The sequence below is a fragment of the uncultured Aquimarina sp. genome (genome assembly GCF_947492405.1).
GTDB lineage: Bacteria > Bacteroidota > Bacteroidia > Flavobacteriales > Flavobacteriaceae > Aquimarina.
This window is the reverse complement of the sequence record NZ_CANLMP010000010.1, coordinates 1-26,545: the sequence shown is the minus strand read 5'-3', so window position 1 is coordinate 26,545 and position 26,545 is coordinate 1. Positions and strand designations below refer to the sequence as shown.

The window sequence follows — 26,545 nt, the reverse complement described above, 5'->3', positions numbered from 1 at the left end:
ATTATATCTGTTTAGTTAAACATATTAAAACGGAAGATCATCTTCTTCCATTTCTGTGGGTGAAGATGAAACCAATTGCGAGTTATCAACCAATGGCTTATTTATAGCCGGTTGTTTTTCTGCAACTATTTCAGAGTGCTGACCTTCAGTTTTAGGAGTTAAAAATGTAAAATCGGTACATTGTATTTCTGTACTATATCTGTCTTTTCCTTGATCATCCTGCCATTTTCTGGTTTTAAGACGACCCTCGATATATACTTTATCTCCTTTTTTAAGGTATTTCTCGCAGATTTCTGCGGCTTTATTTCGCACTACAATATTATGCCATTCTGTAGAAGTAACTCTATCTCCAGTAGTTTTATTTACATAAGAATCATTAGTTGCCAACGGAAACCTACCTATACAATTCCCTCCTTCAAAATAATGCATCTTTACTTCATCACCTGTATGGCCAATAAGCATTACTTTATTCAACGTTCCAGACATACTCTTTATTATTTATAGTAAATGTAATAAAAAAGCGTCATACCTAAAAAAAGCTATCTATAAAATTACCTAATAGTATCGGGACAGGGTATTCCCTAATTTTTTCGATTTCTACTAGGTCTAATTCACCATTTATTTCTGGTTTTTCATTCATTTTTACGACATAAAAACGAGTATATAGGTGCTGATGAGATAGCTTATGAACTTTAAATTCATCTTTATAAAGTGTAATATCATATGGTTTGGTACCCATTAAGTTTTTAAAATCTTCCTGCTCCTTTATATAAGTTAGATCTACATCTTTATCACTTTCTATTAATGGAAACTCATATAGATTTTGCCAAATTCCTTTACCCGTTCTTTGTTTTATAATAGTTTGCTCTTCATTTATAGAAAATATCAAATAACTAAAATATCGTTTCTTAACTTTTAACTTTTTAAGTTTCACAGGCAAGGAGGAAACAGTGCCTTTTTTTAAGGATTCACAACTATCATTTAGAGGACACACAATACAATAAGGATTTTGTGGCTTACACTGTAATGCTCCAAACTCCATAATAGCTTGGTTATATGTTGCCGGTTGTTCTGGGTCTATAAACTCAAAAGCAATTTTTTTAAACTCTTTAATACCTTGTGTACTATTAATAGGAGTATCAATATTAAAATACCTAGACAAAACTCTATATACATTACCATCTACTACAGGAACCACTTCATTATAACATATAGAAGCGATAGCACTTGCCGTATAATCACCAACACCCTTAAGTTTTAACAAGTCATTATAAGTAGAAGGAAAAATACCATTGAGCTCACCAGCAATATATTTTGCTGTTGTGTGTAAGTTCCTTGCCCTGGAATAATACCCTAATCCCTGCCATAATTTTAATACCTGCTCTTCTTTTGCATTTGCTAAGTCAAAAACTGTCGGATATTGATCGGTAAATGACAAATAATATGGTAATCCTTGAGCAACTCGTGTCTGCTGAAGTATAATTTCGCTTAACCAAATGTGGTATGGATCGTTAGTTTCTCTCCAAGGCATCGATCTTTTGTTTTGTAAGTACCACGAAATGAGTTTTTTAGGAAAAATCATAGTAAAATTGTAAGTTTTGTAAAATTAAACCTTTAAAAGATGATAATTTCATCTTAAGTATTGATATTTTGGATTTTAAATTGCTATATTTGCCCCCTTGAAAATTTAAAAACCCCTAAATAGGTAATATAATGACTAAAGCAGATATTGTAGCAAAAATTTCAGAAAAACTAGGAATTGAAAAAGGAGATGTTCAGGCAACTGTTGAAACCTTTATGGAAGAAGTAAAAAGTTCTTTAGAGAGCGGAGATAATGTATACCTAAGAGGTTTTGGTAGCTTTATCATCAAGACAAGAGCTGAAAAAACTGGCCGTAACATTTCTAAAAACACTACAATCAAAATACCTGCACATAATATTCCTGCTTTTAAGCCGGCGAAAGTATTTGTGGAAGGTGTAAAAACTAACGTAGAAGTTAAGTAAAAAAATTAATAATCAATAAACAGACGCACTATGCCAAGTGGTAAGAAACGTAAAAGACACAAGGTAGCTACGCACAAGCGTAAAAAGAGAAGAAGAGCTAATCGCCACAAGAAAAAGTAGTTTTCTAACTACTTTTTCTATTTAAGAATGTTCTTTGAAATCGAAATAGAGTATCTTATATCTCTACCTTTATAAGACTTTGTTTCAACGGAATTATTAAAATTCCTGTGAATAAAATTTGTTTAATCCATCTGTCTCGAACATATCGAGGTGGATAAAAATCTAATCAGAGTGAACAAAGAATTGATCATTAGATCTGGTTCCTCTACTGATTTTGCCTTATTAAAAGATGGAAAACTAATTGAATTACATAAGGAAGAAGACGACAGCAATTTTGCAGTAGGTGATATTTTTATCGCCAAAATCCGTAAAGCTGTCCCTGGTCTTAATGCCGCATTTGTTAATGTAGGCTATGAGAAAGATGCTTTTTTGCATTATCATGATCTAGGTCCTCAAGTATCTTCTTTACTTAAATTCATTAAACGTGTAAGCACAGGTAAATTAAGAGATTATTCTCTAAAGGATTTTCCTTTTGAGAACGATATTGATAAACACGGTGTTATTACAGATGTGTTAAAATCAAATCAATCGCTATTGGTACAAATAGTAAAAGAACCGATTTCTACAAAGGGCCCTCGAATTAGCTCAGAGCTATCGATTGCTGGTAGATATATTGTTTTAGTACCTTTTTCTAATAGAGTTTCTATTTCGCAAAAAATAGAATCCTCAGAAGAAAAAGAACGTCTGAAAAGACTGGTAAAAAGCATTAAACCAAAAGGGTTCGGAATTATTGTACGTACAGTAGCAGAAGGCAAAAAAGTAGCAGAACTAGATAGAGATTTACAAAATCTAGTGGAACGCTGGGAGTCAATGTGTAAAAAATTATACAAAGCACCCCATCCATCAAAAATTTTAGGTGAAATGAATAGAGCATCCTCCATATTACGAGATGTCTTTAATGATACTTTCACTTCTATTGTTGTAGACGAACAAGATCTCTACAACCAAATCAAAGATTATCTGCAAGAAATTGCACCAAAAAAAGAATCAATAGTAAAGTTACACACGTCTAACGTACCTGTTTTTGAAAAACACGGTATCGAACGACAAATCAAAACAAGTTTTGGTAAAACAGTCTCCATGAGTAAAGGAGCGTATCTTGTAATCGAACACACTGAAGCAATGCATGTCATTGATGTAAATAGTGGAAACCGATCTAACAAAGCCAAAAATCAAGAAGACACTGCTCTAGAAGTCAATCTAATCAGTGCATCCGAAGTAGCCCGCCAACTACGTCTTAGAGATATGGGAGGTATTATTGTAGTCGATTTTATAGACATGAATAATGCTGATAACCGCAGAACGCTCTTCAATCACTTACGTGAAGAGATGAAAGACGACAGGGCGAAGCACAAAATTTTACCGCCAAGTAAGTTTGGCTTGATTCAGATAACGCGACAGCGTGTACGACCAGAAATGAATATTAAAACCCGTGAGGAAAACCCTAACGGAGGAAATGGCGAAATTGAGGCGCCAATAGGTTTAGTAGATAAAATAAAGGTCGATTTAGAAAAACTAATTAAAAAAGAACATAAAAAGTTAACGCTTAGTGCGCACCCTTTTATTGCAGCTTTTTTAACTAAAGGATTTCCATCCGCCCGATCTAAATGGTTTATTGACCATAAAAGATGGGTAAAAATTATACCTAGAGACGCTTACACGTATTTAGAATATCATTTCCATGATAAAGATGGAGAAATGATACAATAAAAAGAAAACCCAGCTTACTGATGTAGGCTGGGTTTTTTTGTTTGTATATTATCTTGAATGTTACACTGAACTTGCTCCCTACGGCAGACAAGTGTCGAAGTGTTATTAGAATCACCCTTCTTTCTTCTCCAACTCCTTAATAAAATATGATGGGTGAATACCCGTACTTTTATAAAATGCTTTAGAAAATGCATCCTGACTATTAAAACCTATTTCCTGGGCAATTGCCTTTACTGTATACTTTCTAAATTTAGGGTCTGATTGCAATCGGGTTATCACATAATTAATCCGTAGCTCATTAATATATTGACCAAAACGTTTACCCTTATACGTATTCACAATTTTAGAAAGATAATTAGGATTGGTTTTTAGTTGTTTAGATAAAGAAGTAATCGTAAGATTTGTAGTCAAGAACTTATGGTTATCCTCCATCGCTTGTAGTTTTTTAAGAATTGCATTTACTACTTCTTCAGAAATCCCTATTTCTTGTGGTTTTCTATATCCGGATGTTTTTTCTGGTATCAGATCTTTAAACTGCTGATCCAGCAATCCCTGAAACCTTTGTTGATATATATTTCTTTTACGGTAATTAAAAACGGCTATTCCTATGGCAATAGTAATAAGTGCTACCAACCCAAGCATCCAGTGATTACTTCGCTTTTTTGAAGCTTCTAGAGCAGTAATGATTTTCTGTTTTTCGGATAGCAATAAGGGGGTATCGTATTCTTTAGTAATTTTATTAGATAAATATCGAGTATCTTTTTTTATGACACTATCAAAAGACAATAATCTATTAACATAATACAGTTGTTTTTCTTTATCATCTTTTTCTTTATAATGTGTAATTAGTATTTCGTAAGTCTCCCTCAAAGGAGGAAAAAAATTCTTCGATACAAATGTTACAGAATCTACTTTTTTTAGATGTTTAATTGATTTTTCTAGTTCATTTAGTTTAAGGAATGTTTTTCCTAATACTAAGTTGGCAGTAGTAATATAGATATTAGTTAACTCTATTTTATCTCTATATAATTCAATAAATTTTAACGAGCTATCTCTAGCTGATTCATACTTCTCTAATGACAAATTAATACCACCCGATACTAATAAAAACTCACCATATAAAATACTATCCTTAGATTTTAAGGATAATTTTATTCCTTCTCTATTTTGATAATATGCGGAGTCATATTTTTTATTATTGGAAAATGAAACACCAAGAGCATATAGTGATAGTAAATACTCATAACTATTGTGTCTATCTATTCCATACTTCTTCCTATTATATTCCTCAATAGACTTAAAAATCTCAAGAGTTTCGTGATACTCTCCCAAATTATCCTTTAACAAGGCAATAAAATATTTGGTCTTATATTGTTGATCTTTATTTCCATTATTATTTGCATAAGCATTAGCTTTAGTCAATTCTTTCATGGCTAATTCATACTGACCTTTTAAACCAAAGCGTCCTGCTTTAAACAAATATGCTTCAGCCGGATATTTATAATCTCTTAACTCTTTTGTTAGGGAGATAATAGAATCAGCATATACAATACCAATAGTATCTCTATTCATTTTAGCAAGCATATAATATCCATCTGCTTGCTTAATCACATTCTTTTCTTTTTTTGCTTTATCTAAGAAACTTTGAGCGTATAGTATTGCTTTTTTAGGATTTTTTCTTTTTACAGTGTTATACTTACTATCTAGTTCTTCATAATTCATAGAGTGTAATGAATCTAGTACAACCACATTAGTTTCCTGAGCAGAACAAATATTACTAAACAAAAAGTATAGTAGCAACCAATTAAAAAAGGAAGTGATAGTGTTAGTTTTCAATGTAGATTTAGATATTAATAGTCTATTTTATCCCTCAAAGATACTTTTTTTGTAGTAGTAAAGAACGTAAGCTTAACAAAAAATCAACCCCTTTATTTCCAGTAATTTAACCGATCATTTTCTCACCATGTTTTCATGAATTAAGGGTTATAACACTTGTTTTTATACAAATTTCATCGATACATTTGGCAAAACGTAAGCCTAATAAGTTCACTTACGACAAGGAACAACTAGCGAGTAACCCCCTCTATCCTAACGGACATCTCCCCCTAAAAGGGAGAATCTGGAGAGCAATTTAGTAGCAAATAAAAACAAAAATTATGGCATTAGAAAACCTTATCAGTATCAGTTTTACAGAAGAAGAATTAACACAACTAGATGGACATTTAGCTGGTATCCGACAACTCTTACAGGGTAAGACCGTAAATCTTACTCCAGATCAACGTCGCCAATACGGTCGTATCGCTAACCAAAACAAACTCATTGTAGATAAAGCAAAAAATTATATGGAGCAACATCCCGATTGGATTCCTCGTTTCTTAGATAAACCGGAATTTGACAGCGATTACACCGCTCGCGAACAAGTAGAAGGTCGTGTGCAACTCCTAGAAAATCTCACCCAACAATTAGTAGACACCAAAACTTTACTAGATCACGATAATTACACGAACGCGTTAAGTTTTTATCGTATGATGCGTTTTCTTGCCGGAGAAAATGAACCCGGAGCCAAATCAGTATATGAGGATATGCGAGTATTGTTTAAAAATACTCCAACAGGAGATGCTGCTACCGAAAAAAAAGAATCAGAATAACCCCAAGCCTTCATAATAAGACCTCTGGGTCTTACAGAAGTACCTCTAGGTATTTCGAAACTACCTAGAGGGCTTCCTATCAGGCATCAAAGACCAAAATGTAAGAGGCTACCCCTATCCGGATAGGGTCACAAAGCCATACCGTAAGGGTATACATTCATCAGAAATGGGACAATAAGCCTTACCATAGCAGCTTTAGGTAGTAACATAATACCTAGCGGTAGTGTGTTAAGGGGGTATCCCCTTCCTGTATTCAAAATATGGAGTAACAAGAGGCAAAATATTTTGTCACACTGAGCCTGTCGAAGTGCCCCTAATATCTGCTCCAATCCGTGAGCACCTACTTATGGATATATGGTAGTTCATTAGCTCCAAAGGACTGAGGCTCTTGAAGTCCTCAGTCCGAAGTCTAAAACAAGTTCAGGATACATCTACTGCAACTACGGATTTGCAGACTTTATAAACGATGTTTTCTGATACCGAAAGGAGATTTTTGTATCAAAAATTAAAAGGGAATTTATAAGTAGTTCAGAACATCCATCCCTAGCCCTTCCTTCGAAGGAAGGGAATCAAAAGCACCTCTTAGAAAACCCGTACTCCGGTTAAGGAGGAAGAGATGTAGGGAGCTGTTTTTAAAGATTAAAACACTAACAAATAAGGAAAACAACTATGAATATCACAAAAAATCAACACATCATCGATGGAATTATTGCTGGGGATAGCATCGTTCTAAAATCATTTTACAAAAGAAATTTACCGCCAGTAAGAAGACTAATTTTAAAATACAACGGTATTACAGAAGATGTAGAGGATATATTTCAGGAAGCGTTGGTATTACTGTATCATAAACTACGCAGTGGTGACTTGGAGTTACACAAATCTATTCATATTTATTTTATAGGAATTTGCAAAAATATGTGGAGAAATCAGTTACGTAAACAACGTATTTCAGAATATTATCAACTATGCGAAAAAAGCACTCCAGATCCATCAGATTCTATAATAGATACACTTACAAAAAAGCATCAACAAAACCTGTTTAACAAACATTTTGACAACCTTAGTAATACTAATAAAAGTATACTAAAACTATTTTTTGAAGAAAAAAGTAATCGCGACATTGCTAATATCACTGGATGTTCAGAAGGATATACACGTAAAAAGAAATGCATCATAAAAGAACGTTTACACAAGATGGTACAGAGCGATCCTATATATGGAGAATTGGTAGTGTGTTAGTAGTTAGTATGGAGTACAAAGTAATGAGTACTATATAGTTGATGAGTAAGTGAACCCTTGAGAACTGAGGTTCATTCATAGATGGACAGGTTTCGAAGTCCAAAGTCAAAATCTCAAAAAATCATATCTCATAGAATTCTCAAAAAAAAATCAAAAACAGAGGTAACATTTCTCTTTCCTAAGACACGTACAAGTAGGGAGGCGGAATTCACCTTAGAAAATTTCTTAAACATATTAAGAAGTTGATGGGGTATCCATCTAAAAAATAAGTAAGGCAACAATTTTTAAATAGTATTTTTTATGAAAAACATTTCATTATTTCTCACACTTTTTTTGATTACAAGTTTGGGATATGCGCAGACTGGCGATAGCGGTGGAGGCACTACTGCATTTGATTATACAGCAGAGCTTTCCAGATCGGTTACGATTCCTAACTCTCCAGAAGCCCAGGCTTTTATTAAATATGGAAATGTTCCATTAAATCAATATACGGGTACTCCTAATATTTCGATTCCGATTTGTGAGATTTCGGGTAAAAGTATTTCACTACCCATATCAATGACCTATGATGCTTCTGGGATCAAGGTGAACCAGTTAGCCACTAAGGTTGGTTTGGGATGGAATCTAAACTATGGCGGGGTAGTTTCTCGTCAGGTACATGGACTTCCTGATCAAGCGGATGGAACCTATGCTAAAATTACAGACCCAGGCACTCGAGCGGGTCTTGATGCAGCCTACAATAATGCATATATGGGTACTTTTTCTACCGTAGAGGCGATGGATGCTGCCGATGCTTTATTAACCAATTATGGTATGAATAATATCGATACCCAGGCAGATACCTTTAGTTTTTCTATTAATGGACTATCGGGAACCATTGGGATTAATTACGATGTAACTGAAAATGGAAAATATCAAATCTTTTGTATTGACAATCCAGAAGTCAAAATTGATTATACCCTGTTAGGAGATCAGATCACCAATTGGATTATTACTGATACCCAGGGAACGCGCTATGAGTTTGCTAAAGCAGAATTCACCCATACATCCTATAGCACCCAACAGAACGAATATACCGCAGAATATATCTCCAGTTGGTATGTAACCAAGATAGAAACGGCCAATAAAGAAGATGTCATTAACTACTATTACGGGAATGGAGCCTACTATGCAGAGAATCAGCGGTTGCCTTTAGACCATATTGTTCAATTTTATCAAAATGTGAATTCTTCAGTTTTTACACAAGAAATTGTAGCACAACATAAACAAACGATCTATAAGATCCAACAATTTAACCCAACAGCTATTTTTCATAATGGTAAGTTAGCCGTAGATTTTGGAAGTGGTCTGCAGCGAGAAGATTTGCTTGGGCAGTCTGCGATTACAAGTATCAATGCCTATAATACTTTAGGTCAGACTATAAAAGCCTTTGAACTGGATTATTCATATTTCGTATCAGAATCCGGTTCTGGGATATATCCAGCAGGTGATAAACGTCTAAAACTAGATGCCATTCGTGAGGTTGAGGTGTTTAGTGATCAAGGAACTGTTAATACATCACCTACAACTCCTAAAGAGAAAACGCATCGTTTTGACTATTTTAACCCAACACAACTTCCTCATATAAGTTCTCATTATATGGATCTTTGGGGATATTATAATGGTGGAGGAGCACATATCACGAATGTGGTGGGGAACAGGTTCCTTTTTAACGAACAATACGGACTGACCAGATTAGATTATGACTTCCCAGGGTCTGACCGTACATCTAAACCTCAATTTGCAATTAACGGAACGCTACAAAAAATTACCTACCCTACCGGAGGAAGCACCGAATTCTTTTTTAATGGACATAGCGGTCCTTTAGAAGAAGAGGGAACAATTAATCTACAAAGATACACCACTGCGGTTCAGGGAGGAAGTGACAACCCTATAGCAAGTACCAATGATCTCAATGATTGCCCTAATATTGATGATATCGAATACTTACATAACCTTCAGAATATTGCCAATGGTGGGTTTACGATCGATGCTTTAAATGCCAACAAAGCAATTGCTTTTGATGCCACATTCAACAATTATGATCCTGGCAATCCATTAGCTGATAATGGAGTCACCTTTGTTTGTGTGTATAAATCTCGAATAGGAACAGGGCAGTGTGTAACGAGTCCGTGTCCTGACTTTGGATTACAACCTAATGGATGTTCTACAACAGTAACCGGTGATACCTATACCATCTGTGATACCGGAGAACAACCACTCACCTATTGTGATATTATGACCAGTAATCCTGCTACCAATCCAAAGATTGTATACTTCAGTACGACTCCTGACAGTGATTTTATTTTACAATTAGAAGAAGGAGATTATCGCATTTTACTAGTCAATGGAAATGCTAATACAGCTTTGAATGTTCAGTATGACCTGCTGGTAGAACAGGAGATAAGCAGAAACAATATGATAGGAGGTTTACGATTGGTTAAAACAGAAGACAAACCTTCAGAAAATTCTAATGATGTATTGGCTAAGTATTATTATTATAATACGTTGCCTGAAAATGGAGTAATTACTCCTAGTATTATAGAAGGTAACTATGCTTCTTCCGGAGTGGTGCATCAAAAACTATTCTTTTCTGATGTAGAAATACATAATGGTCTTGTACGTGATGGTGTCAATGTACCTGATGTGAATTTGTACAAGTTTTATAGCAGTAATTTGGCTCCAAAAGCAAAATACAATATTGCTTATACCGATGTTTCTGAAATACGATTTAAAAACAATCAATATCAAGGGCATACTGTCTATAGTTTTTATAATGAGGATGATGGTGTAGCAGTGGCAAACCGCCCTTATTTCCCCAGATACCATCTAAACGGAAGACTAAAAACAACTACCCATTATAACGATCAAAGAAAAATGGTGCAGCAAAGTTCGCAAAGCTACTCACAACAAACCCTGAGTACCACCATGCCACACAACGGAGTCTTTATGATCCCGCAAGCGATTGCCCACCAAGCCTGTAAGAAAAAAATATACGGAAATGGTACCTATACTATTGACATCACACTTCCTAATTCTCTATTTGGCGTTTGTGATGCAGGAGGAGAATTAGGGCCATATACCAAGTATTTCGCTAACAAGTATCGCTTAACACCTGTATGGACACGATTAGAATCAAAAACCGAAAAACAGTTTTTTGAGGATCAGATCATAGAGCAAAAAACAGAATACTTCTATGATAACGATACCCATAAACAAATGACACGTACGCAAACTACCAAAAACAATGGGGAGATAGCGATCTCTAAAATGTATTATCCTCAGGATAGGGCAGCGCTTGGTACCTTACCTCTTAATGCCAACAAAGCTATTGATGTAATGATCGATACCTATCGTATTGGGATGCCTTTACAAGTAGAGCAGTATACCAAACAGGGATCGACCAATACGCTGCTGGCAAAACAAAGAACAGATTATAAGTTATGGGGAACCGAAAAACAGGTATTCCCGGAAACTATATATACCAGTAAAGGCACTACAGCCCTGGAACCGCGTATGCGATATCATCAATATGATACCAAAGGGAATCCGCTGGAAGTATCACAAACCAATGGAGCATCTAGTATTTATATCTGGGGATATGAAGGGAAATATCCTGTAGCCAAGATAGAAAATGCTACCTATAGTCAGATCACTTCTCGTTTAGCAACGATACAATCGCAATCCAACCAGGATGATGACAACACAATTGGATATGCAGGTAAAGAAGGTGCTCTGAGAGAAACCTTGGATCAGCTGAGAGAGGCAGTACCCAATGCACTGATTACTTCCTATACTTATGATCCGATGATTGGGGTCACCAGTATCACAGATCCAAAAGGATATACCATGTATTATGAGTACGATGGATTTAATCGATTAGTAAACGTAAAAGACGGAGATGGAAATATTCTATCGGAAAATGAATACCACTATAAAAACAACTAATACAGTGATGAAGATGAAAAATTTATTTTTAGTGATTACTGTACTAGTCAGTACAATAGTCAGTGCACAGACACAGTCAGAGAATTATATAAAGACTACCGCATATCAAAAAGAGGTAAAAGAAGGAGAACAGGATCAGGTACTGGAGAGTGACAAGATCGTATCGGTAAACTATGCTGATGGATTGGGTAGAGCTAAGCAGTCCATAGCCCTTAGAGCAGGTGGACAAGGCCAAAGCACCAATATCTTGAATTGGACAGGTGATTGGACGTTAGGCGGAGGACACACTCCTTTGTTTAATATGAATGGTCAGTCTTCGGATAATGAGCGTATTTTTGGTGCTAATCCATTTGGAGAACAGTCTTTATTATGGAAATGTGGAAATGATACCAATAGAGATGCAGATGGAGGATGGAATACCGATTATATCCCAGTAGATAAAAACGTATCTTATCGCTACACCGTTTGGGTAAAACGTACTGGATCACAGGATGGAACCACCTATCACGGTACTCAAAATGTAAATAATCTTAGTGGTTCTGCTAATAACAATCCTTATTTCTGGTCAGGCGATATGCCAAACCTGAACCAATGGTACTTATTAGTAGGCGTAGTACATCCACATACCTATACAGGTGGTAATAGTGGCATCAGTGGCGTCTATGATAGCAATGGTACCAAAGTGTTAAATGGAACTGATTATAAATGGAGAAATAATACCACTACTGCTCGATTTAGAAACTATTTGTATTATGCTACTGATGTTAATGTAAAACAGTATTTCTGGAATCCGGTATTGACGCAAATAGATGGTAATGGAGCGCCTATAAATCAGTTGATAATACAATCCAAACCAAAAGATATCATTACTCATTATCAGTATGATGAGCTAGGAAGACAGCCAAGAGAATACCTGCCATATGCATCAGATCAGACCCAGAACGGAGCAATCTATACTGATCCTTTGACCAAATTAAATAAGTTTTATAATACCGCAAAGTATCAGAATACCACCAATCCCTATTCAGAAACGATTGTTGAGAAATCTCCATTAAGTAGACCATTAAAACAGGCTGCACCGGGATTAGATTGGATAGCAAAAGCTACAGGAGACGATCATACCATAAAACTAGATAGAAGAGCAAATACCATCGCTGATGGCATAGTCTATTTTAAAGTGAATTTTACAAATGGTAATACCGAAGCTCCTTCTTTAGTGAAAGTTAGTAATTATGCAAAAAATGAACTTTTGGTAAATATCACCAAAGATGAAAACTGGAAAAGTAGTGATGGTGATAATCACACTACCAGAGAATATACTGATAAATCCGGCAGAGTTATTCTAAAAAGAACGTACAATGCAGGTGTAGCTCATGACACGTATTATGTGTATGATGATTTTGGGAATCTTACCTATGTAATCCCTCCTAAGATCACAGTGAGTAATGGAGTATCTACTACAGAACTCAATGAATTGGGATACCAATACAAATATGATCATAGAAACCGATTGGTAGAAAAGAAAATACCTGGTAAAGGTTGGGAATACATTGTATATAATAAATTAGATCAACCGGTAATGACACAGCATGCAAATTTAAGGAACGATAATAAATGGTTGTTTACTAGGTATGATGTTTTAGGACGTGTAGTATACACAGGTTTATTAGATGATACAGCGACAAGAGAAGAAATGCAGTTCGAACTTAATGACACTAATTCTCATTATGAAACCAAAGTAACAAGCCCTAATAATACTATAAGTAACACCCCTTTATATTATTCAGCAAATACATATCCAGATGATATAGCAAGCTTAGATATTCTTACCATCAACTATTATGATAACTATACCTTCGATAGAGATGGAATGAATAAGCCTACTTCAGTGTATGGAATAGCTACTACTAATAACGTAAAGAGCTTACCAACAGGGTCCAAAGTAAGAGTGTTAGGAACCAATAGCTGGATCACTACAGTATATGGATATGATACCAAAGGACAAGTAATCTGGACAGGAAGTAGAAATGATTATTTGAATACTACGGATAAGATAGAAACCTTATTAGATTTTACAGGTAAACCTAAAATTGTAAAAACAACCCATACCAAAGGTAGTAACGCGGCTATTGTTACCACAGATAAATTTATCTATGATCATATGGGGAGATTAGTAACCCAAAAACAGCAAATCAATAACTTTGCAGAAGAGTTAATTACGCATAATGTGTATGATGATTTAGGACAGTTAGAAAGTAAAAAAGTAGGGAATGCAGAGCAGGCTCCCCTACAAACGGTAGATTATGCCTATAATGTACGTGGGTGGCTAACAGACATCAATGATGTAAATAATATTGGTGATGATTTATTTACCTTTAAGATTCATTATGATCAAGTAGAAGGCTATTATAATGTACCAAAACTCTATAACGGAAATATATCGCAAACCATATGGAAAACTGCTAACGATAATGTAAAAAGATCCTACTCTTATCAGTATGATGATTTAAATAGAATTACCAGAGCAAATAGTTTAAAAGGCTCGACCTTAATGAGTGGAGATGCTTATAGTATGTGGGGGATTGCCTATGATAAAAATGGAAATATCGGAAGAATCACCAGAAATGGAAGACCTGGAGGAGGAGCTATTAAAACCATTGATGAACTTTATTATACGTATTCTAATAACAAGCTTTTAAAAGTAAGAGAAGCTATTACATCAAGTTATAAAAATGAAGGCTTTAAAGACGGAACCAATACCAATGATGATTATATCTATGACAGTAATGGTAATATGACAATCGATCGTAATAAGGGAATATCTAGTATTGCTTATAATCATTTAAACTTACCTAATACTGTTGCGATTTCTAATAGTGAAGGAACAGGAAATATTAGCTATATTTACGACGCCACTGGAACCAAACTTAAAAAGATCGTCTCTGGAGGAAGTTCTTTAACAACTGAATATGCTGGTAACCATGTGTATGAAAACGGACAACTTAAGTTCTTTAACCACGCAGAAGGATACATAGAACCTAATGGAGAAGGTGAGTTTGATTATGTATACCAACTCAAAGACCATTTAGGAAATATAAGGCTCTCCTATAGTGACCGAGACAATGATGGGAAAATCGATATCCTTAGAAACAATGCCGATGTAGATGGTGATAATGATTATGCACATGAAATCATGCAAGAGAAAAATTATTATCCTTTTGGGATGCGCCATCAAGGATATAATACGCAGATTGTATCAGAGCATAAGTATGGGTTTAATGGTGTTGAAGAAGAAAATGAATTAGGTATAAATATGCTTAGTATGGATCTTAGAAAATATGATCCTGCGATTGCTCGTTGGACAGGGATTGATCCTGTTACACACCACTCAATGTCTCCTTATAATGCTTTTGATAACAATCCAGTTTTTTGGGCTGATCCTTCGGGGGCTGATGGAGAAACAAGTTTACAGGATTTTGATGGTAATTGGCATACGTTAAGTTCTAATGACATGATTACTGTTTATGATTCAAGTGATGATGATACAGATCCAAAGAAGAAGAAAAAGAAAAGCCAAAAAAAGGATGTAAAGGAAATGGGTACAGGAGAGCTTTATGGAATGGCATACAATGGAGGATCAAGGACTGCCTTTTTGAATGGGAATGATCCATATAACCCTACAGATGCTGATATTGCTCAAAATGAAAGAGAAAAGAATGAGGCCGCTGGAGAACTTGCATCTATAATAGTTGGTGAATGGGCAATGATTAAGGTGGTCAAAGGAGGAAAATGGGTCTACCAATGGGTTAAGGCTAAATATGCATATCATGCTATTAAGAATAGTATGAATGCTTATGCTAAAGGTAGGAATATATTCAGAGGGCAGCAACATTTTTTTAGAGAAACAGGTGAAAAGTACTTAGAACAAATGCGCAATGGAACCTTCAATAATTATAAAGGTTTATCTAATCTATTAGATAAAAGCGGTAGAACTATAATGACGGGAGGTAACCATAGGATGTATGCAGCAATAAGATATGGCGTTGAAACTGGTAATTATAAGTTTGTTGATAAAGTATTACAAGCAGCCAGAACTACTATCGGGGAAGCATCTCAATATGGATATCAAATAGGAAAAATAGCAAAATGATAACAGACAAAAACATTTATACAATAGTAGACTTAGGTAAGGTTTATTGTTTTAAAACCAATAATGAGTTTATTTCTGATTTAATAATTGAAAATAACAATAAATCAATTGTAATAAACGCTTTATCTAAAGTTTACGATTCTATCTTACTGCCAACATATATTGGAAAGCATAAAAAAGTATTGATAAAAGAAGGGCTTGATAAATATATTAACATAAACAATAGAGATTTTCTTAAATTTTTGATTCGTACTGAAATGAAAGGTTTTGACTTTGTTGTTTTTGGATTAGTCGGGTTGTCTTACGACGGAGTCTCTTTTTTAAAACAATATTTTCAAAAAATTTCTAAGAATACAGGGAAGACCTTTATTTTAATAGACTACGATCCTTCTTATTTAGAAACAACTAAAATGATAATAGGGGAAGATTCACATAAATAGTTAAAAAAACGAAAACCCGATCGCTCAGATATGATAGCGCGGAAATATTTTCCGTGATGCGTAAGAGTGAGGTATAGATATAGTGTGAGAAACTTAAATAGCATCAAGAGACTGTTGTAGTAGCAGTCTCTTTTCTTTTATTGATTTACAAATTTTAAATTTGCTATATACAAGCAACGCCATATATGGCTGTAGATACATCTAAATTACCTAAAGGAAGTGTAAGTGTTGATGGGGATCTTCCTGGTTTACCATCAGGACATGTTTCAGTTACTGCCACACCTGAACAAATAGTAAATGCCATTAATCCCTCGCTCCCGCTAGTCTGTGACTAGTGGCTTGAAAGATTGACAGGTAAGAGTAAATAATAAAAAGAGAAAGCAAAAAGCTACTACAATATGATAGTAGTTTACCCCCGTTCGGGCATAGTATACTACTGCTAGTTTGCAACTAGTAGCATCAAAGCTTGGCCGGGTAACAGTAAAAATATAAATAGATAAAACCCAGTTACATTGATTTGTAGCTGGGTTTTGTTTGTTATTCGTACAATTTACAACAACACTATTTTTCAGTTAGTTTTCTGGCTGATACTCTGGATGACCCGTTTGCCATAAAGCAAAAGATAAGATATTAGCAAACCTTGTAAATTCTATTAGTTTTGTATCATCTTGCGCATGACCTGCTTCTGAGTTAGCTAATAAAAAATTAGGCTTTTCCGAAGTATTTGCAGCTTGAATACGAGCACCAAACTTTACAGAAAACCAAGCAGGAACCCTTGGATCATTTAAACCTACAGTCAATAAGGTAGCCGGATAGTCTTCTTTATCTTTTATATGATGGTATGCATCCATTTCTAATAAATTTTTAAACCCTAATGAATCTTTAATGGTACCAAATTCCTTAACATTATTCGCGCCATTAGCTCTCATTTCTGATCTAAGCATATTTAAAGAGCCAAATTCCACAATTGCCGTTCCAAATAAGTCCGGTCGTTCTGTAATAGCTCGACCAATCATAATACCGCCCGCACTACCACTCCATATAGCTAATTGATCTGGATTGGTATATTTACGATCAATCAAAAATTCCGCACAGTCAATAAAGTCATTCCAAGTATTCGATTTCGTAGCTTTATAACCTCTTTTATGCCAGGCATCTCCTTTTTCTCCTCCTCCTCGTACATGAGCTATCGCATATACGCCTCCTTCCATGACCCATAACAATCGTCTCAATGAAAATCCTGGTTTCATAGATATTCCATAAGAACCATAGCCATCCATCATCACACGATTTTTAGCATTCTTTACAAGATCCTTGTTATATATCAATGATAAAGGTATTTTTTCTCCATCTCGTGCTGTTACCTCTATCTCTTCTACGACTATATTATCTAATTTATCGTTATGTACATCCTCTTGTAAGCTTTGATTAATAAGCCCTTCTGACGTATAAAGGTATCTTTTATTATTGGTGATCCAACCTCTCGCATTGATCCATAATTCTGGATGTGTGGCACCTAAAGAACTGATACTAATATTACCATATACCTGAGGAAGTTGAACTGCTTCTATAGTTGCATTATCCAGTTTATATAAATCAGCTTTCACTCCATTAGTATTGGTCACAAAGTATAAACCCTCGCTGGTTAACTCAAAATCCGTAATAACTTTATCCTTATATTCCTCCACCAATACCTGCGGATTTTTAAAGTCGGGATTAATCAACGATGTCATGCAGATCTTAAAATTAGGCGCATCTTTAGCAGTTCTATACACAACAGAATCTCCACTAATCTTAATACTTTTTACTTTATCAGATTTTGTAAACAATGGTTTCCATTCTTTAGAGCTAATATTATTTATTGACTTGTAATAAGCGTCGTAATAACTATAGGCTCCAGTCAATTTTCCCAATATGTATTGAGCATCTGGGTTTTCTATAGAAATTACTGGAAAATCTTCTTCGTTTATTGCTAATTCGGAGTTAAGCTCTTTTGATAATATAACTTTTAGTATCTCTGGTTTATCTCCCAATCGATATACAACAGATTGCATATTTTTAAGAAAGCCTTTAGCCTTAGGATCGGTCACAGGATGATAGACATATACAAAGCCTTTATTATCCGGTAACCATTGTATTCCTCCGGCGGCAGAAGGCCAGGCATTTTCTAATATCTCTGGATGTACTTTACCAGAACTAACATCAACTATAAGTAATTCTGAAATTTCTTTCCCTTTAGAAGTTAAACTGACTACGACCTTCGATCCATCCCAATTAGGTCTAATGTAATTGATTACATATTCAATTCCAGAATCTGATCTAAAATCCTTTGGGTCATATAGTAACTGTTCTTTTTCGGAAAAAGCTTTTCTATAATAAAGTTTGGGAACATTTTCATTGGACAACCTTTTTAGATAAAAATATTTATCATTTTCTAATACTTTAAGCTTAGAAATTACAAATTCATTTTTCTCATCAGAATTAGTTTGCTCTTCTATTAAATATTGACGTTTATGAATTTTATCCAACAAGTTTTCAGCAATTACACTTTGATTCTTTATCCATTTCTGTACGGCAGAATTATTAAGATTCTCTGCATAACGGTAAGGATCTTCAATCGTTTCACCAAAGTAGTTCTCCTTAAATTTTTGTTCAGGAAGTATATTCATACTTTTCTTACATCCTAAAAGGATAATACTAATAAATAATACAATTAAGCATTTATTGATCATAGGTTTGAATCTAAAAAGGTTAAATTCACTAAAACTTATACCTTAAGTCTTAGATCTTTATTATAGAGCTTTAATCAGCCTCCCCAAGTATCTATAGTACTGCTATCATCATTGTCATCATCTTCATTATTCAATGAGTTAATACTATCCATCATATTGATAATACTTCCTCCTCGTATAGAAGATAAATTATTAAGTTTCGCAATGTTCATTTTTTCTAGTGTAAGCTTTTTTTTGATGTGTGATTTTTTCATTTGTGATTTTTTTTGAAAAGTGATTGTGGAACAAATGTATTTATTTATGGTAGAAAAAAACTACTTCCTATCAGTTTGCTTGTCTGTTTTCAGGAATACAGAGTCTGTTTTTAAGGAATAGCTTTTTTAATTCATTGTTTTACAGACTTTTATTTCACGGTCTCAAAAACAAATCTAATCACTTATGAACTTCTTTTTTTTCTAATTGTTTAAGGAAAAAGGAAGGATAGATACCCGTAGTTTTATAAAAGGATTTAGAAAAAGCCTCTGTTGTATTAAAACCACTTTCATTAGCTATCGCCTTGATCGTATACTTTCTAAATTTCGTGTCGGATTTTAGCCTTTCAACTACAAAATGAATCCTAAGATCATTTATGTAGTTACTAAAACTTTTTTGCTTGTAGAAGTTAATGGTCTTGGAGAGATATTTAGAATTTGTCTTTAAATCTTTTGATAAAGAACTTACGGTAATATTAGAATGTAAAAATTCATGTTTCTCCTCAAAAACGTCTAGTTTTCTGAGAATATCCGAAACGATATCTTCTGATATTCCAATATCTTGATCTTGTTTTTTGGCTTCGGGTTCTGTAATTACTTGAATAGTCTCCTTTTTCTCGTCAAACATTTCCTGAAACCTTCGTTGATAGATCTTCTTCTTTTTATTATTAAAATAAAGAAACAACAGTAAGGCAAAGGAGAATATTACTAAAAAAACAATGACAATATTCCTATTTTGACTGTTCTGTTTTAGAGAATCTATAATTACTTGTTTTTCTAATAACAAATTTGGGGTGGAATATTCACTGTTAATTTTCTTATACAAGACTTTAGTATCTTGATCAGTTATACTATCAAAACTTAATAATCTATTAATATAGTAAAGTTGCTTTTTTTCATCACTTAATTTCTTATGTACAACAATTAGACTTTCATAAACAGATCTTAAGTCAGGTGAAAATCTGTTATTCTCAAATATTTCATAATCAACATTAATTAAATAAGGTAAAGCACTTTCGTGTTGGTTCAAACCAATATAACTCTTTCCTATGTACAGATCAGCAAGCATAGATAGTATTTTATCGGTTTTCTTATTTTTCAAACTTTTGAATTTTTTAATACTATCAATTGATGCATTATATTCTTCAATGTAAAAGTGCGTAATTGCTGAAGACAACAGAAATCTCCTATACAAAACACTATCTTTAAGAGAGAGAGAGAATCGGATTCCCTTAAAATTTTCAGCAAATGCTGAATCATATTTTTTATTTCTATTATAAGCATCTCCCAATGCATATAAAGTTTTTAGATAATTATACTTTTCGTTATCATCATTCTTTTCTTCATAATATCTAATTAAAGACTTAAATATTTCTAGAGTTTCTTCATGCTCTCCAAGATTGTTTTTTAAAATCGCAATAAAATACTTAATTCTAGCTTGTTGACTTAAATTATCCTTTTTATTTGCATAATTATTAGCCTCTACTAACTCCTCCATTGCTTGTCTGTAACGACCAGTTACCCCAAGCAATCTTGCTTTAAACAAATGAGCTTCAGCAGGATATGTAAAATCATCTTGTTCTTTAGTCAGATCAATAATACTATCTGTATATCTTAGTGCTTGAGGTTTATCAACAATTTTAGCGAGCATATAGTATCCATCCGCTTGCTTGATGATGTTATTCTCTGTTTTTGCTTTAACAAGAAAGGCAGTTGCGTATCGTTTAGATATATCAATATCTTTTTTGTATTGATCAAATCTTTTAGACAATTCTAAATAACTCTTAGTAGTCAACGAATCTTTAGATAATTCATCATTTTGAGCATTTACATTCTGAAAAAAAACGAATACTATATATAAAACTATACTGAAGTAACTTTTTATCATTAAGTGAACGATATTTTCTTTATTAAAAAACTATTAGTAACACTTGCCAAACACCCTATAGCTCTTAGGTTTTATATAAAGATACCATCCATTATATACACCAACATACGTATGTATGCTATAAAGTAGTTGCAATATCAGTATATTTTTTCCCTTCTATTTTCTAAAAGGGGTTTACATACTGAGTTTGTAAGTTTTTTTGTTAGAAGGGGTATTAGTCTACATTTTTAGTAGGGTGCAAATATACTACTTTCCTTTTTCTGTAAAGTTTTCTTATCCTTTTTTTTAAATAACAATTAACCAGTTGTTTACATTAAAAAAACCTAGTCTGGATTCCGCGAATAACGGGTCTGTTTTCCCGAATGCAGATGTAGTTCCCTTGTTACTAAGCTTTTATCGAAGTTATATTTGAGACATCAATAATTCATTTATTATGATCACACTACTCACAAAACTCGTTCATCATCTCGTAGAATTTATGATATACTTATATCAATTGATTTATTAATCTGCAAACACACAAAACATGAAACAACTATTTCCTAAAGAAATAATCGAAAATACGGTAGAGGTACACCAGTTTAAACATCAGAACAGTAGTAAAATAATTTATGGATTGATTTTGGTTGCTATACTGATCGTGTTGATTCTGTTACCTTTTATAAAAGTGGATATTTATACTACTGCTCGTGGCATGCTTAAACCTAGTAAAGAACGTATTGCTATCACTCCACTACAATCTGGTAAGGTAGTATTTGTAAATCTACTAGATAACCAAATAGTAAAAAAAGGAGACACCCTATTAATGACCAATAAAAAAATCCTGGATCAGAAAATACAGTTTTCTACCTCTAAAATTGAAGAAATCCAACAGTTCATCACTGATTGCGAATATATAATCAATACTTCTAATCCAATTTTCCTAAAAATAAAATCAGCTCGCTATCAAAAAGAATACTTGTATTACACTCAAAAAATAGGAGAATTACAAACACGTTACGAGAAAACCTTAATAGATTTTGAACGGGATCAGAAACTATATAAAAAAGGAGTAATTGCCAAAATAGAATTTGAGAATAGCGATTTTGAACATCAATTATCTATAACCAATCTAAAGCAATACAGAAAACAGCAAAAAAACACCTGGCAGACCATGCTTACTGATTATTCTGCTCAGTTACGAGAGTTAGAAAGTAGTGTATCCCAGATAGTCCAAAACCAAAAAGAATATATGATCACTGCTCCTATTGATGGTATATTAAAGAGTGTAAAAGGTATAGAACCCGGAAGCATGATCATCAGTGGCACTCCTATTGCGGAAATATCTCCAGATACTGGTTTAATAGTAGAATGTTACCTCTCCCCATCTGATATCGGACTGATAAGCAAAGCAAAGAATGTAAGTTTTCAGGTAGATGCATTTAACTACAATCAATGGGGATTGGCTACCGGAAAAATCCTGGACATCAGCAAAGACGTAGATCTGGTCAACAATCAACCAGTTTTTAAGGTTCGCTGCGCCATAGATCAAAAACATCTGGAACTTAAAAATGGTTTTAAAGGAAATTTTAATAAAGGAATGACCCTAAGCGCTCGATTTCAGCTAACAGAACGAACACTATTTGATCTGCTCTACGATAAAGTAGATGATTGGTTGAATCCATCCAGTCCAACCATCGCACAAATTGAACAATAAAATAAAAAGTGGTAAGTACAAAGGCATTAGCAATTATAAACTTGATACTAACTACTAAAAATCTATACAAAATGGCAAAAATTAAAATCAAACAACACGATATTACAGATTGCGGAGCTGCTTGTCTGGCATCTATATCTGCTCACTATAATTTAAAACTTCCAATCGCTAGAATACGACAGTATGCAAGTACCGATCAAAAAGGGACGAATATACTGGGACTTATGGAAGCCGCTCAGAAAATTGGATTTACCGCAAAAGGTGTTCGGGGAGATTTTGAAAGTTTATCAAAAATTCCTAAACCGACAATCGCCCACTTAATTGTTAGAGGAAAGCTTCAACATTTTGTGGTGATCTACGAAGTAACAAAAAAATACGTTCTTGTGATGGATCCTGGAGATGGGAGAATGCATAAAAAATCACATGAAGAATTCAAAAAAGAATGGACAGGCGTATTAGTACTTATATCTCCAAATGAAAATTTTGAAAAAGGAAATCAAAAAATCTCTTCCTATAAACGATTTTGGTATTTATTAAAGCCTCATAAACTAATAGTTTTCCAAGCATTGGTAGGAGCAGTTGTATACACGCTACTGGGGTTTTCTACTTCTATATTTATACAAAAAATAACAGATTATGTGTTGGTAGGCGGAAACACCAAACTACTAAATCTGCTAGGTGTTATTATGCTAGGGTTATTGGCTTTGAAGTTTGTTATTGGTGTTTTTAAGGATGTATTCCTAATCAAAACTGGCCAGCAAATCGATACCAGATTGATTCTAGGATATTATAAACACTTACTAAAACTTCCACAACAGTTCTTCGACACTATGAGAGTTGGTGAAATCACCTCTAGAATTGGAGATGCAGTCAAGATCAGGAATTTTATCAATGGAGTGGCGCTATCGCTTACCGTTAATATAATGATACTCTTTTTCTCATTTGGATTAATGTTTTTCTATTACTGGAAACTCGCTTTAATCATGTTATGTGTAATACCATTGTATGCAAGTATTTATTATATCATGAATAAATTGAATAGGAAAGTTGAGCGTAAAGTGATGGAAAAAGGAGCAGATTTGCAAAGCCAACTAGTAGAATCTATAACCTCTGTTGGAACCATTAAGCGTTTTGGTCTGGAGGATTTTGCCAATATCAAAACCGAAACCCGATTCATTGGTTTACTACAAACAGGATATAAATCCGCATTGAACTCTGTGTTCTCTAAAACATCAACAGGAATCATTGCTCAATTATTTATCATCATTTTACTATGGTCAGGTTCCTTTTTTGTAATCGAAAGAGAAATCACCGCAGGAGAACTGATGTCTTTCTATGCCATTGTTGGATATTTTACTGGACCTGTAGCTAGCTTGGTTGGAGCAAACAAACAAATACAAAATGCACTGATCGCAGCGGACCGTCTTTTTGAAATCATGGATTTAGAACGAGAGGAGACAGAAAATAAAATGAAACTGAATAGAGAAGCTGTTGGAAATATTTCTTTTACTGACGTTGCTTTTCGATATGGTAGCAGAAAAGAAGTTTTCAAAAAATTTAACCTTACCATAAACAAAGGAGAATTAACCGCTATTGTTGGTGAAAGTGGTTCCGGAAAATCAACACTAATGTCTTTACTACAAAACATTTATCCAATCCGAAGTGGTATTATTAGTATCGGAGATAAAGACCTACGTTACATAGACAATAACAGCCTCAGAGAAATAGTTGGTGTTGTACCTCAACAAATCGATCTTTTTGCCGGTAATGTCATAGAAAATATTGCTGTTGGTCAGTTCAATCCTAATATGGAAGAAATTATTACAATCTGTAAAAATATTGGAATTTTAAAATTTATTGAAGATTTACCAAATGGTTTTAATACCTATTTAGGAGAAAACGGTGCATCTTTATCCGGAGGACAGAAACAGCGAATTGCCATTGCCAGAGCGCTATATAAAAAGCCCGAAATATTAGTACTTGACGAAGCAACATCTTCTCTGGATAGTGCATCCGAAAACTATATACAAAATACTATCCAGAATCTAAGAACTGAAAACAAAACCATTATAGTCATTGCACACCGTTTAAGCACTGTAATCGAAGCCGATAAAATCGTAGTACTCGAAAAAGGGGAAGTATTAGAAGAAGGAAATCATCAAGACCTATATCAACGCAAAGAAAAGTATTATCAGCTGTGGCAGCAACAAATGCCAGCGTTAGATTACATCAATAAAATAGATGCAGTGGCATAACTATAAGGAATTTTTAATAAAACATTCGAATCATGACAAAAATAGAAAGACAAATAGAATTAATAGAACGATTAGATAGATTAATACGATTACAAGCAACTGGAAACCCGCGAAAGCTGGCCAGAAGACTGGATATATCAAAAGCTTCATTATTTAGAGTTTTTGAAGTGATGAAACGATTAAACGCTCCAATAGTTTTTGATATTGGATTACAAAGTTATGTATATGAAGAACAGGTCAGCTTTAAGTTTGGTTTTTATACAAGGGATCTTCAAGGAGAAGAGGTCCTGGAAATCAGTGGAGGAAGTTTCCAAAGAGTTTTAATGGAACCTGGTTTTAACTATCCATATCTAAAAACGGTATAATTAAAATCTAAAAGAACTCATGAAGAAAAATGAAAAGGAAGTTAGATTACTTGATCAACAAATCGATCAACTTGTAAATGATCCAGAACTCCAATCGGTAATTTCTGATGTGATGATGTATTCAGAAGATTATGACATCGATCTAAATGATACTACGGCTGAAATATCTAATTGGTTTTAAAAAATATTAAGTTTGATTCGTAAAATGGGAGTTTGTTTTCTACAGCTCCCTTTTTTTATGCCTTAAATATATCCACTATCGCATTTTAAAAATTTAATCCTCTAAGTATTTCATCTACATATAAAATACTTTCGAAAATTCCGTGATACTGTATTGTTGTATCTAACAGCCCTAAAAATCAGTTTCTATCACATAAAACACAGGAAATTAACAAATTTTAACATTTTTAAATATACACTCTCAATTAATGAGATTACCCAAACCTACTTTTACATTGTCAAAACGAAACAGGTGCACCAAAACAATTTGACAGCTTATACAAATATTAATCATAAAATTTTAAAGATGAAAAATTTAGAAAATTTTGGAGTTCAAGAATTAAACAATCTTGAGTTACACGCAATTGAAGGTGGAAATTGGTTAACTGATGCCGCTGACGCTATATCTGATGCTGCTGATGCTGTAGTAGAAGCTGTTGGAGACGCGGTAGATGCTGTCGAAGGTTTTTGGGACGGATTGACAGGAAATTAAAATATCACATTAAATAATAACTTATAAAATTAAAAATCATGAAAGAATTAAATCTAAACGAATTAGTACAGATCAACGGTGGAAGTGAAGAAACTTATAACGCAGGACACGCTGTAGGTGAAGCGATACACGATGCAATTGTAGACGCAGCTGACGCTGTAGTAGGTTTCTTTGACGGATTATTCGGAAACTAAAATATCACACTAAATATTAACATATAAAATTAAAAATCATGAAAGAATTAAATCTAAACGAATTAGTACAAATCAATGGTGGAAGTGAAGAAACTTATAACGCAGGACACGCTGTAGGTGAAGCTATACACGATGCAATTGTAGATGCAGCTGA

At 33.9% G+C, this 26,545-nt stretch carries 20 protein-coding genes; 14 read left to right on the top strand and 6 right to left on the bottom strand.

Translation table 11 applies throughout. The annotated features are described in order from the left end of the window. Positions 1–24: 24 nt before the first annotated feature. Both ssb and mutY read right to left on the bottom strand, forming a co-directional pair. Positions 25–486 (bottom strand): single-stranded DNA-binding protein, encoded by a 462-nt coding sequence (gene ssb / locus Q0829_RS25595; RefSeq protein ID WP_298548436.1) that lies wholly within the window; start codon positions 484–486, stop codon positions 25–27. Positions 487–529: 43 nt separating this feature from the next. Next, on the bottom strand, positions 530–1,582 hold the full coding sequence (gene mutY, locus Q0829_RS25590) for an A/G-specific adenine glycosylase (protein ID WP_298548434.1): 1,053 nt from the start codon (positions 1,580–1,582) through the stop codon (positions 530–532). Between the two features lie 131 nt (positions 1,583–1,713). Here mutY and Q0829_RS25585 point away from each other — a divergent pair, with 131 nt between their 5' ends. Together Q0829_RS25585 and Q0829_RS25580 are read left to right on the top strand one after the other, a co-directional pair. Continuing rightward, on the top strand, positions 1,714–2,004 hold the full coding sequence (locus Q0829_RS25585) for an HU family DNA-binding protein (RefSeq protein ID WP_024768281.1): 291 nt from the start codon (positions 1,714–1,716) through the stop codon (positions 2,002–2,004). A gap of 291 nt (positions 2,005–2,295) precedes the next feature. Continuing rightward, entirely contained in the window at positions 2,296–3,834 is a 1,539-nt protein-coding gene (locus Q0829_RS25580) for an Rne/Rng family ribonuclease (RefSeq protein WP_298548432.1), read from the top strand. 111 nt (positions 3,835–3,945) lie between these two features. Here the strand turns inward: Q0829_RS25580 and Q0829_RS25575 are convergent, their stop codons facing one another. After that, positions 3,946–5,670, bottom strand: a complete 1,725-nt coding sequence (locus Q0829_RS25575) for a helix-turn-helix transcriptional regulator (RefSeq protein ID WP_298548428.1) — start codon at positions 5,668–5,670, stop codon at positions 3,946–3,948. Positions 5,671–5,990: 320 nt separating this feature from the next. On the opposite strand from Q0829_RS25575, the gene Q0829_RS25570 reads away from it, so the two are divergent. The 6 genes from Q0829_RS25570 to Q0829_RS25545 all read left to right on the top strand — a co-directional run bounded on the left by Q0829_RS25570 (position 5,991) and on the right by Q0829_RS25545 (position 16,633). Continuing rightward, a complete protein-coding gene (locus Q0829_RS25570; RefSeq protein WP_298548425.1) occupies positions 5,991–6,482 on the top strand; it encodes a hypothetical protein in 492 nt (163 codons plus the stop codon). A gap of 669 nt (positions 6,483–7,151) precedes the next feature. After that, complete coding sequence (locus tag Q0829_RS25565) at positions 7,152–7,721, top strand: sigma-70 family RNA polymerase sigma factor (RefSeq protein WP_298548423.1); 570 nt, start codon at positions 7,152–7,154, stop codon at positions 7,719–7,721. Positions 7,722–8,021: 300 nt separating this feature from the next. Beyond that, positions 8,022–11,708: an RHS repeat domain-containing protein gene (locus tag Q0829_RS25560; RefSeq protein ID WP_298548420.1), complete on the top strand. Its 3,687-nt coding sequence runs from the start codon at positions 8,022–8,024 to the stop codon at positions 11,706–11,708. Between the two features lie 13 nt (positions 11,709–11,721). Beyond that, on the top strand, positions 11,722–15,858 hold the full coding sequence (locus Q0829_RS25555; RefSeq protein WP_298548417.1) for a DUF6443 domain-containing protein: 4,137 nt from the start codon (positions 11,722–11,724) through the stop codon (positions 15,856–15,858). After that, on the top strand, positions 15,855–16,298 hold the full coding sequence (locus tag Q0829_RS25550) for a hypothetical protein (RefSeq protein ID WP_298548415.1): 444 nt from the start codon (positions 15,855–15,857) through the stop codon (positions 16,296–16,298). Before Q0829_RS25555 ends, Q0829_RS25550 begins: the two co-directional genes overlap by 4 nt. Positions 16,299–16,483: 185 nt before the next feature. Then, on the top strand, positions 16,484–16,633 hold the full coding sequence (locus tag Q0829_RS25545) for a hypothetical protein (protein WP_298548412.1): 150 nt from the start codon (positions 16,484–16,486) through the stop codon (positions 16,631–16,633). 237 nt (positions 16,634–16,870) lie between these two features. On the opposite strand, the gene Q0829_RS25540 is transcribed toward Q0829_RS25545, so the two are convergent. From Q0829_RS25540 to Q0829_RS25530, 3 genes are all read right to left on the bottom strand, one after another. Beyond that, the gene (locus Q0829_RS25540; RefSeq protein WP_298548409.1) at positions 16,871–19,030 is read right to left on the bottom strand and encodes a prolyl oligopeptidase family serine peptidase; all 2,160 of its coding nucleotides are present in this window, start codon (positions 19,028–19,030) and stop codon (positions 16,871–16,873) included. Between the two features lie 74 nt (positions 19,031–19,104). Further along, on the bottom strand, positions 19,105–19,284 hold the full coding sequence (locus Q0829_RS25535; protein WP_298548406.1) for a hypothetical protein: 180 nt from the start codon (positions 19,282–19,284) through the stop codon (positions 19,105–19,107). Between the two features lie 178 nt (positions 19,285–19,462). Continuing rightward, the gene (locus Q0829_RS25530; protein WP_298548404.1) at positions 19,463–21,169 is read right to left on the bottom strand and encodes an AraC family transcriptional regulator; all 1,707 of its coding nucleotides are present in this window, start codon (positions 21,167–21,169) and stop codon (positions 19,463–19,465) included. 526 nt (positions 21,170–21,695) lie between these two features. Here Q0829_RS25530 and Q0829_RS25525 point away from each other — a divergent pair. The 6 genes from Q0829_RS25525 to Q0829_RS25500 all read left to right on the top strand — a co-directional run bounded on the left by Q0829_RS25525 (position 21,696) and on the right by Q0829_RS25500 (position 26,391). Beyond that, a complete protein-coding gene (locus Q0829_RS25525; RefSeq protein WP_298548402.1) occupies positions 21,696–22,865 on the top strand; it encodes an HlyD family efflux transporter periplasmic adaptor subunit in 1,170 nt (389 codons plus the stop codon). Between the two features lie 71 nt (positions 22,866–22,936). After that, entirely contained in the window at positions 22,937–25,120 is a 2,184-nt protein-coding gene (locus Q0829_RS25520; RefSeq protein WP_298548399.1) for a peptidase domain-containing ABC transporter, read from the top strand. Between the two features lie 32 nt (positions 25,121–25,152). After that, positions 25,153–25,485 (top strand): hypothetical protein, encoded by a 333-nt coding sequence (locus Q0829_RS25515; RefSeq protein WP_298548397.1) that lies wholly within the window; start codon positions 25,153–25,155, stop codon positions 25,483–25,485. Between the two features lie 19 nt (positions 25,486–25,504). After that, positions 25,505–25,666 carry a hypothetical protein gene (locus tag Q0829_RS25510; protein ID WP_298548395.1) on the top strand — a complete coding sequence of 54 codons (162 nt, stop codon included), beginning with the start codon at positions 25,505–25,507 and terminating at the stop codon, positions 25,664–25,666. A 345-nt stretch (positions 25,667–26,011) separates the two neighbouring features. After that, positions 26,012–26,197, top strand: a complete 186-nt coding sequence (locus Q0829_RS25505; RefSeq protein WP_298548393.1) for a hypothetical protein — start codon at positions 26,012–26,014, stop codon at positions 26,195–26,197. A gap of 38 nt (positions 26,198–26,235) precedes the next feature. After that, positions 26,236–26,391: a hypothetical protein gene (locus tag Q0829_RS25500; protein ID WP_298321430.1), complete on the top strand. Its 156-nt coding sequence runs from the start codon at positions 26,236–26,238 to the stop codon at positions 26,389–26,391. Positions 26,392–26,545 lie beyond the last annotated feature (154 nt).

Coding starts and splice junctions, on each gene's coding strand:
- ssb (WP_298548436.1), bottom strand. CDS start 486: ATGTCTGGAACGTTGAATAAAGTAATGCTTATTGGCCATACAGGTGAT.
- mutY (WP_298548434.1), bottom strand. CDS start 1,582: ATGATTTTTCCTAAAAAACTCATTTCGTGGTACTTACAAAACAAAAGA.
- Q0829_RS25585 (WP_024768281.1), top strand. CDS start 1,714: ATGACTAAAGCAGATATTGTAGCAAAAATTTCAGAAAAACTAGGAATT.
- Q0829_RS25570 (WP_298548425.1), top strand. CDS start 5,991: ATGGCATTAGAAAACCTTATCAGTATCAGTTTTACAGAAGAAGAATTA.
- Q0829_RS25565 (WP_298548423.1), top strand. CDS start 7,152: ATGAATATCACAAAAAATCAACACATCATCGATGGAATTATTGCTGGG.
- Q0829_RS25560 (WP_298548420.1), top strand. CDS start 8,022: ATGAAAAACATTTCATTATTTCTCACACTTTTTTTGATTACAAGTTTG.
- Q0829_RS25555 (WP_298548417.1), top strand. CDS start 11,722: ATGAAAAATTTATTTTTAGTGATTACTGTACTAGTCAGTACAATAGTC.
- Q0829_RS25550 (WP_298548415.1), top strand. CDS start 15,855: ATGATAACAGACAAAAACATTTATACAATAGTAGACTTAGGTAAGGTT.
- Q0829_RS25545 (WP_298548412.1), top strand. CDS start 16,484: ATGGCTGTAGATACATCTAAATTACCTAAAGGAAGTGTAAGTGTTGAT.
- Q0829_RS25540 (WP_298548409.1), bottom strand. CDS start 19,030: ATGATCAATAAATGCTTAATTGTATTATTTATTAGTATTATCCTTTTA.
- Q0829_RS25535 (WP_298548406.1), bottom strand. CDS start 19,284: ATGAAAAAATCACACATCAAAAAAAAGCTTACACTAGAAAAAATGAAC.
- Q0829_RS25530 (WP_298548404.1), bottom strand. CDS start 21,169: ATGATAAAAAGTTACTTCAGTATAGTTTTATATATAGTATTCGTTTTT.
- Q0829_RS25525 (WP_298548402.1), top strand. CDS start 21,696: ATGAAACAACTATTTCCTAAAGAAATAATCGAAAATACGGTAGAGGTA.
- Q0829_RS25520 (WP_298548399.1), top strand. CDS start 22,937: ATGGCAAAAATTAAAATCAAACAACACGATATTACAGATTGCGGAGCT.
- Q0829_RS25515 (WP_298548397.1), top strand. CDS start 25,153: ATGACAAAAATAGAAAGACAAATAGAATTAATAGAACGATTAGATAGA.
- Q0829_RS25510 (WP_298548395.1), top strand. CDS start 25,505: ATGAAGAAAAATGAAAAGGAAGTTAGATTACTTGATCAACAAATCGAT.
- Q0829_RS25505 (WP_298548393.1), top strand. CDS start 26,012: ATGAAAAATTTAGAAAATTTTGGAGTTCAAGAATTAAACAATCTTGAG.
- Q0829_RS25500 (WP_298321430.1), top strand. CDS start 26,236: ATGAAAGAATTAAATCTAAACGAATTAGTACAGATCAACGGTGGAAGT.